7 protein-coding genes and 1 pseudogene are annotated in these 7,863 nt (G+C 71.6%); 1 reads left to right on the top strand and 7 read right to left on the bottom strand.

The annotated features are described in order from the left end of the window. Positions 1-55: 55 nt before the first annotated feature. The 4 genes from ACWD3D_RS29990 to ACWD3D_RS29975 all read right to left on the bottom strand — a co-directional run bounded on the left by ACWD3D_RS29990 (position 56) and on the right by ACWD3D_RS29975 (position 2,959). Positions 56-1,888 (bottom strand): LytR C-terminal domain-containing protein, encoded by a 1,833-nt coding sequence (locus ACWD3D_RS29990; RefSeq protein WP_451463901.1) that lies wholly within the window; start codon positions 1,886-1,888, stop codon positions 56-58. A gap of 22 nt (positions 1,889-1,910) precedes the next feature. Next, positions 1,911-2,528, bottom strand: coding sequence for a nicotinate-nucleotide adenylyltransferase (gene nadD / locus ACWD3D_RS29985; RefSeq protein WP_328721707.1), 618 nt, complete (start codon positions 2,526-2,528; stop codon positions 1,911-1,913). A gap of 32 nt (positions 2,529-2,560) precedes the next feature. Continuing rightward, positions 2,561-2,722 (bottom strand): hypothetical protein, encoded by a 162-nt coding sequence (locus tag ACWD3D_RS29980; RefSeq protein ID WP_387373029.1) that lies wholly within the window; start codon positions 2,720-2,722, stop codon positions 2,561-2,563. Between the two features lie 84 nt (positions 2,723-2,806). Then, positions 2,807-2,959, bottom strand: a complete 153-nt coding sequence (locus ACWD3D_RS29975; protein ID WP_451463900.1) for a hypothetical protein — start codon at positions 2,957-2,959, stop codon at positions 2,807-2,809. Positions 2,960-3,069: 110 nt separating this feature from the next. Between ACWD3D_RS29975 and ACWD3D_RS29970 the strand changes: the two genes are divergently transcribed. Further along, complete coding sequence (locus ACWD3D_RS29970; protein WP_451463899.1) at positions 3,070-4,131, top strand: M48 family metallopeptidase; 1,062 nt, start codon at positions 3,070-3,072, stop codon at positions 4,129-4,131. 51 nt (positions 4,132-4,182) lie between these two features. Here ACWD3D_RS29970 and ACWD3D_RS29965 read toward each other — a convergent pair whose 3' ends face one another. The 3 genes and pseudogenes from ACWD3D_RS29965 to ACWD3D_RS29955 form a co-directional block, all read right to left on the bottom strand. Then, positions 4,183-5,352, bottom strand: coding sequence for an SCO2583 family membrane protein (locus ACWD3D_RS29965; RefSeq protein WP_451463898.1), 1,170 nt, complete (start codon positions 5,350-5,352; stop codon positions 4,183-4,185). A 535-nt stretch (positions 5,353-5,887) separates the two neighbouring features. Continuing rightward, positions 5,888-6,472, bottom strand: a pseudogene (locus ACWD3D_RS29960) (SCO2584 family spore wall biosynthesis protein); the annotation flags it as partial. Positions 6,473-6,549: 77 nt separating this feature from the next. After that, entirely contained in the window at positions 6,550-7,833 is a 1,284-nt protein-coding gene (locus tag ACWD3D_RS29955; protein WP_451463897.1) for a glutamate-5-semialdehyde dehydrogenase, read from the bottom strand. Positions 7,834-7,863: the final 30 nt, after the last annotated feature.

Raw genomic sequence — 7,863 nt, 5'->3', positions numbered from 1 at the left:
GGCCCCTGCGGCGCCGGGCCGGCGGGCGGAGCCCGCGACCCGGCCGGTACCGGGATCAGGGCTTCTTGAAGACGTAGTCCTGGCCGAGCACCACCGAGACGTCCGCGTTCGCGGCTGCCTCCCCCTTGGTCACGACGCTCTCGGGCAGACCGAGCGTCTTGGCGACCTCCACCGCCTTGGCCTTGTCGTCGGCCGTGCCGTAGACGATCTCCGAGGTGGACCGGGTGTCCGCTTTGCCCGCGTCGACGAAGGAGTAGCCGCCGTTCACCAGCACCACCCGCGCCGCGTCGAGGGCGGCGGTGTCGCCGTAGGCGTTCTTCACCCCGACCCGGGTCGCCGCGTCCTTCTCCGGGGCCCGGACCGTACCGCCCAGGACGTCCTTCACCACGCTCTTGGTGGCCGCGTCGCTCAGGGTGCCGTCGTCCTGCACCGGCAGTACCTCGGTGGTGTAGTCGCCCACCTTGGCGTGCCCCGCGAGCTTGGCGAGCGAGGCGCCGAGGTCGGCCTCGGGCAGCGACGGGTCGAGGATCTGGGCCAGCGTCTGCACGGTGATCGTCGCCGCCTTCGGGTCCTCGGACAGCTTGCGCAGCACCCCGCGCAGCACCTGGCCGAACCGGGTCAGCTGCTTCGCCTCCGGCTCGCCCTTCGCCTGGTACGTGGCGTACGCCACGGCCATCGTGCCGCTCAGGGTCTGCGCCTCGCCCTTGTGGACGACGGGCGCGGCGCCCTTCTTGGTGTCGGGCACGTCGGTGTCGGTGTCGACCTCGATGTTGCCGACCAGTTCGACCAGGTTCTCCAGGTACGGGGTGTCAAGGCGCCAGGTGCCGCTGATCTTCGTACCGAGGAGGGTGTCGAGCGACTCGCGTGTTCCGGTGCTGCCGTCGTCCTCCACCGACTCGCCGAGCGTGGTGGCGGTGCCGTCGTCGTTGGAGACCGCGAGGGAGTTGGGCAGCAGGACGGTGGTGGCCTTCTTGGTGGTGACGTTGTCCACCAGCAGGGCCGTGGACGTCCCGCCGCCCTTGGTGTTGTGCAGGTGCACCACGATGACGTCACGCTGCTGCGGGCCGCCCGCGGTGGCGGCCTTGCCGTCCGCGCCGGAGGAGCCGGGAAGCTTTCCGGCGGACCAGAGGTAACCCGCTCCGGCGACGAGGACGAGCGCCACGAGGACGATCAGTCCGACCAGCCGGTTGCGGCCCTTGCGCCGGGCCTCCTCGCGCCGTTCGCTGCGGCTCTCCGTGAACGCCAGCCAGTCGATGACGTCCTCGGAGTCCTCGTCCGGCTCCTCGATGAAGGAGAACTGCCCGGTGCGGTAGTCCTGGGAGGACCGGCGCTGTTCCGGGACCCCGGGCTCGGCGACCCCGGCCTCCGGTTCCGGCGCACGCGCCGGGCCGGCCGCTTGCGGAGCGCCCCGGGGCGCGGACCGCTGCGGCGCGGGCTGCGGGGGCGCCACGTTCTGCTGCGGGACGCTCCACTGCTGGGCCGTCGGGTCGACCACGACGGGCTGCTGCCCGGTGTCGTAGCCGTAACCGCCGCCGTACCCGTATCCCTGCTCGCCGCCCTGCGGCTGCTGCGGCTGCGGCTGCTGCTGCTGGCCGCCGTACGGGTCGTACGGCTGGTTCGGCTGCTGGTGCACCGGCTGCTGCTGGGCGTACGGGTCGTAGCCGTAGCCCTGTCCGGCACCGTCCTGCCGGCCCTGCGCCTGCGGGTACTGACCCTGCGGCTGCTGACTCCGCGTCGGCTGCCCGTAGGAGTACGGGTCCTGCGGGGACGCGTACGGGTCGTAGCCCTGTTGTCCGGGCTGCTGGTACACCGGCTGCCCGTACGCGTCATAGCCGATGATCTGCGGCTCTTGTCCGTACGGGTCGTACGGGTCTTGTCGGTCGTTCACCACCGGTGCCCCTCTCCGTGGCTCATTCGCCTCGGTACAGCTGGCGTTTGTCGATGTAGCGGACCACACCGTCGGGCACCAGATACCAGACCGGATCGCCCTGCGCGACCCTCAACCGGCAGTCCGTCGACGAGATGGCCAGGGCGGGAACCTCCACCAGGGAGACACCGCCTTCGGGCAGTCCCGCGTCGGTGAGCACATGGCCCGGCCGGGTCACACCGATGAAATGGGAGAGCGAGAAGAGTTCTTCCGCGTTTCGCCACGTGAGAATCTGCGACAACGCGTCGGCGCCGGTGATGAAGAAGAGGTCCGCGTCCCCGTGCGTCTCCCGCAGGTCCCGCAGCGTGTCGATCGTGTACGTCGGCCCCCCGCGGTCGATGTCACTGCGGCTCACCGAGAACTGGGGGTTCGACGCCGTGGCGATGACCGTCATGAGATAGCGGTCCTCGGCCTGCGACACCTCTTTGTGGCTCTTCTGCCACGGTTGCCCGGTCGGCACGAAGACGACCTCGTCCAGGTGGAACTGGGCGGCCACTTCACTGGCCGCCACCAGGTGTCCATGATGGATCGGGTCGAACGTCCCGCCCATGACGCCGATTCGGCGCTTGCCGCGGCCGGTAGGCACTTCCTGCTCTCCCATGCGTGCAGACCCTACTGGCACGGCGTCACCGCTCAGCGGTCGCGGTTGAAACGGGTGGTGACGAAGAGCAGAAGCAGCAGGGCGACGAAGGCGCCACCGCCGGTCACGTACGGGTTGAGGCTTTCGTGGTTGCCGCCTTCGCCACCCTCGGAGGCGAGAAGGACCAGCTGGTGGGCGGTGCTCGTGAGGCTCATCTTCGGCAGGACCTATCGATCGGGAGTCGGAAGGAAGACGTCGGGCACATCGTATGCGGGTCCGTCGGGCACGCTCACGGCGACTCAGTCGTTGGAGTCGTCGTTGCGGTAACCGCGCAACAGGAGCCAGGCCAGGAAGGCCGCCCCGACGAGCGAGACGAGCAGCACGATCCGCACCGTGTTGCCCGGTCCCTGGTCGTCCGCGGCGGCGGCAAGCAGTGCGACGGTGTGCGGCATTCCGGGTGCTCCTCTTGGTTGTCCACAGCCCCCCGCACACCGTAGCGCCAGCACCTAGGCTGGCCGTTGTCAGGGGGACGGGCGACGTCCCGTATCGACAGGGGGATCAGATGAGCGACGACACCCGTACGAACGAACCCAGCAGGCGGCGCCGGCGGTTCCCGGGAATCTCCTCCCGGGCGTACGAACACCCGGCGGACCGCTCGGCGCTGGTGGCTCTGCGCAAGTTGACCGGGTTCGACACCGTCTTCAAGGCGCTCAGCGGCCTGCTGCCGGAGCGGAGCCTGCGGCTCCTCTACCTCTCCGACTCCGTGCGGGTGAGCGACGAGCAGTTCATCCACCTGCACACCATGCTGCGTGACGCCTGCTACATCCTGGACCTGGCGAAGGTGCCCGCGATGTACGTCACGCAGAACCCGCAGCCCAACGCCATGTGCATCGGACTCGACGAGCCGATCATCGTGGTGACCACCGGCCTGGTCGAGCTGCTGGACGAGGAGGAGATGCGGGCCGTCGTGGGCCACGAGGTGGGACACGCCCTCTCCGGCCACTCCGTCTACCGCACGGTCCTGCTCTTCCTGACGAACCTCGCGCTGAAGGTGGCCTGGATACCGCTGGGCAACGTGGCGGTGCTGGCCATCGTGACGGCGTTGCGCGAGTGGTTCCGCAAGTCGGAACTCTCGGCCGACCGGGCCGGTCTGCTGGTGGGCCAGGACCTGCGTGCCTCCATGCGCGGCCTGATGAAGATCGCCGGCGGCAACCACCTCCACGAGATGAACGTCGACGCCTTCCTCGCCCAGGCAGACGAGTACGAGAAGGCGGGCGATCTGCGCGACTCCGTGCTCAAGATCCTCAATGTGCTGCCCCGTTCGCACCCCTTCACCACCGTGCGGGCGGCCGAGCTGAAGAGCTGGTCGGAGACCCGGGACTTCCAGCGCGTCATGGACGGCCACTATCCGCGCCGCGAGGAGGACAAGGACACCTCGGTGGCGGACTCCTTCCGCGAGTCCGCCGCGCACTACGCCGACACCGTACGCACCAGCAAGGACCCTTTGATCAAGCTGGTCGGCGACATAGCGGGAGGCGCCGGGGACCTCGGCGGCAAGCTCCGGGACAAGTTCACCGGGGGCGTCCGGAACGAGGCGCCCGGCACCGGTCCCGTTCCGGAGTAGGCCCGCCCCACGTGCGGACCGAGCCCGGCCGCGGGCCCGGCGCCCGCCGGTTCAGGGGATCGACCCCGGGCTGGGCACGGGCCCCGACTCCAGGCTCGGGGACACCGGGATGAGGGACGCCGGGCTCGGGGCCGTCGGTGCGGGAGGGGCCTGGCCGAGCGCGGACCTGATCTCCAGCGTGCCGCAGAGCCCGCCGACGGGGGTCCCGGTCGCGTACGGATCGGTGCCCCCGGGCCCGGCGGGGTCGGCGCGCTCCCCCGCGAGCAGCGGGCTCAGCGCCGGAGAGGCGCCGGAGGAGCAGGACTGCGGTCCCGCCTGTACGTACGCGGTGCGCAGTTCCAGGCGGTGCAGCCGGAGATCGTCCCGGTCGAAGCGGAAGTGCAGCAGCCGGTGCACGGTGAACAGGGAGGCGTTGTCGGCCTGCTGGGGGCCGTTGACGGCGGGCCGCAGGACGTAGGTGAAGGTGTGGTCCGCGACGACCTCCAGCCTGCCCGGGTCCGTCTCGGTGTAGGCGAGCGTGCCGTAGACCCGGATCGCGGGATCCGCGAGTTCGGCGCGGGCCGGGTCGAAGCGCACCAGCCAGCCGGCCGCGGGGTGCCTGCGGTCGCCCACCGGGCTGTCCATGCTCAGGTCGAATTCCGCGGCCTGGTCCGGGTCGAGCAGTGCCTTGACCGTCCCGGTCTCCCGCCCGCCGAGGACGTCGGGGTCGAGTGAGGACTCCACCAGGAAGTCCTTGGCCGTGGCCAGCGCGGCCATGACCTGGCTGTCGGAGAAGTTCTCGGTCCGCCGGACCGCCGGCAGGTTGATCCCGGCCGCCCCGACGCGGAAGTCCGCGGCCGGGCCGTGCTCGATGAGCGACCGGGGGGTCCCGCCGGGCACCGCTCCGCGCGGCGCGAGCGGTACGACGGTGGCCTGGAGCGGTTCCGCGCGATCGGGGACGAAGTCGGGCAGCGGCTGGCGGAAACCGATGTACACGGCGGAGGCGAAGGCCAGCGCGACGAGCACGACGAGCGTGGTGGCGAGACCGGGGCCCTTGCGCGCGGAGCGCCGGGGTACCGACCGCACGGCACGGGCGTGCTCACCCATGCGTTCCTGTGCGGAGAACTCCTGGAGCCGGGCCGCGCGGACGAAGGACTCGTCGAAGACGAGCGAGCGGTATTCGTCCTCGCCGCCGGCGGAGCTCTCGGGCGGCTCTTCCGGTGGATCTCCACGGCCTGCCATGACTTCTCCCGATCTCCACACCACCGGCCGAGGGCGTGACGCGACCTGGGTCGGTGCGCAACGGTCTGCCCGGCCAGACGGCCGAGGGCAGCGAGAAGCCCCCTCCGGAAGAGGGGTCACACAGTGAGGGTAGGTCGAATACCCCTCGGGTAAACGCGGTGGAGGGGGCCAACCGAGGAGTTCGCACAACTGGGCGCTACGGCGCGACACGGCCGAAAGGGTGAGGCGGGGTGCGGGAGACGGCCGGGAGGACACTCCGGCCCGTGGGCCCGCCCACCCGCGCTCTTCAGGGTGTGTGCGGGGCGACCGGAAGGGAAGCGCCCACGGACGCGGACGGCAGAAGGCTCCCCGGTACACCGGGAGCTCGCCGGGCCGTGTCCGGTGTACCGGAGGTGTACGCGCCGAAGGGCACCGGGCTCCCCGTCTGCCCACCGGCCGGAGCCGGACCGCCGACGACCTCGTCCACCGCGCCCACGGAATCCGGGCCCGCCCCGGACTCCCGGTCCACGGAGTCCCCGCGCACGGAATCCGGGTCGGGTGTGTCCGGGTCCGCCGGGCGCGCGGCCCCGGGCTGTCCGCCGTCGGGGTCCGCCGTATCCGTGGCCGCGGCGTCCACGCCGTTGGTGGTGGGCGGGACGTGGTCCTGGCTGTCGGCCGCGGCGCCGCGGTAGACGGCGCTGAAGGCGAGGGCGACCATCCCGATCCCCATCAGCAGCGCGAGGAGCCAGGCGATCGGGCGGTGCCAGCGCGCGGAACCCCGGTAGGGCCGCAGAACTCCGCCGTGCGGGCCGTAGGGGCCTCTGCCGAAGTCGTGGTCGGGGTCGTAGTCGAGGTCGTCCGGGTCGGCCGGACCGCCACGCCCGCCGGCGTACCCGGAGCCGTAGGGGCCGTACGGGTCGCCGTCCCTGCCCGCGCCCGCCGAGCGGGATCGGGACGCCTCGGCCTCCGCACGCGCCTCGGCGGCGGCGACCAGCCGTTCCACCGCGGTGGGTTCATGGATCCTCGCGGCCCGTACGAAGTCCTCGTCGAAGACCACGGTGGCGAAGTCCTCGTCCGCGCCCCCGCGGTCGTCGTCGGGCTCCCAGCCGTCCGGAGACGGCCTGCCCCCCACGTCGTCCACGGATTCAGGGTAGCCCTGACGGGGCGGTCCGGTCAGGGAGACGGGGAAGTCTCCCTGACCGGAGGGGACGTACCCGGCTACCGGGTGTGACCGTCGCCGGTGACGATGTACTTCGTGGTGGTCAGTTCGGGCAGCCCCATCGGGCCCCGGGCGTGCAGCTTCTGCGTGGAGATGCCGATCTCCGCGCCGAATCCGAACTGACCACCGTCGGTGAAACGGGTGGAGGCGTTGACGGCGACCGTCGTCGAATCGACCAGTTGGGTGAACCGGCGCGCGGCGGCCTGGGAGGTGGTGACGATCGCCTCGGTGTGGCCGGAGGACCAGAGCCGGATGTGCGCGACGGCGGCGTCCAGCGAGTCCACCACGGCGGCGGCGATGTCGTAGGAGAGGTACTCCGTCTCCCAGTCCTCCGGGGTGGCGGGCACGACGGTCGCCTTGGACCCCTCGGCGTACGTCAGGACGCGCTCGTCGCCGTGCACGGTCACCCCGGCGTCGGCCAGCGCTTCCAGCGCGAGCGGCAGGAACTGGTCGGCGACGTCCTTGTGGACGAGGAGCGTCTCCGCGGAGTTGCAGACGCTCGGGCGCTGCGCCTTGGAGTTGATCAGGATGTCGACGGCCATCGCGAGATCGGTCCGGGCGTCCACGTAGACGTGGCAGTTGCCGGTGCCGGTCTCGATGACGGGGACGGTGGACTCCTCCACGACCCGGCGGATCAGCCCCGCGCCACCGCGCGGGATGAGGACGTCCACCAGACCCCGGGCTCGCATGAGTTCGCGGACGGAGTCGTGGTTCTCCCCCGGTACCAGCTGCACCGAGTCGGCCGGCAGCCCCGCGCCGCCGACCGCGTCGCGCAGCACGCGCACGAGGGCGGTGTTGGACGCGTACGCGGACGAGGAGCCGCGCAGCAGTACCGCGTTGCCCGACTTCAGGCAGAGGACGGCGGCGTCGACGGTGACGTTGGGGCGGGCCTCGTAGATGATCCCGACCACGCCGAGCGGCACGCGGACCTGGCGCAGGTCGATGCCGTTGGGAAGGGTGGAGCCACGCACGACCTCGCCGACCGGGTCGGGCAGGGACGCGACCTGGCGGACGTCGGCGGCGATGGCGCGGATGCGCTCGGGCGTCAGCGTGAGCCGGTCGACGACCGATTCGGCGGTACCCGCGGCCCGGGCCCGCTCGACGTCCTGGGCGTTGGCCTCGATGATCTCGCCCGCGCGCACCTCCAGGGCGTCGGCAACGGCGAGCAGGGCGTCGTCCTTGGCGGCGCGCGGCAGCGGCGCGATGTCGGCGGCGGCAGCGCGCGCCCGGTAGGCGGCCTGCGCGACCGGGGACATGTTGTCGTACGGGGTGAGCGTGGTCATGCCCGCAGGGTAGTGCGCGGTCCCCGGACG

This window comes from Streptomyces sp. NPDC002690, from assembly GCF_053592415.1.
This window is presented reverse-complemented; position numbering and strand designations above follow the sequence as displayed.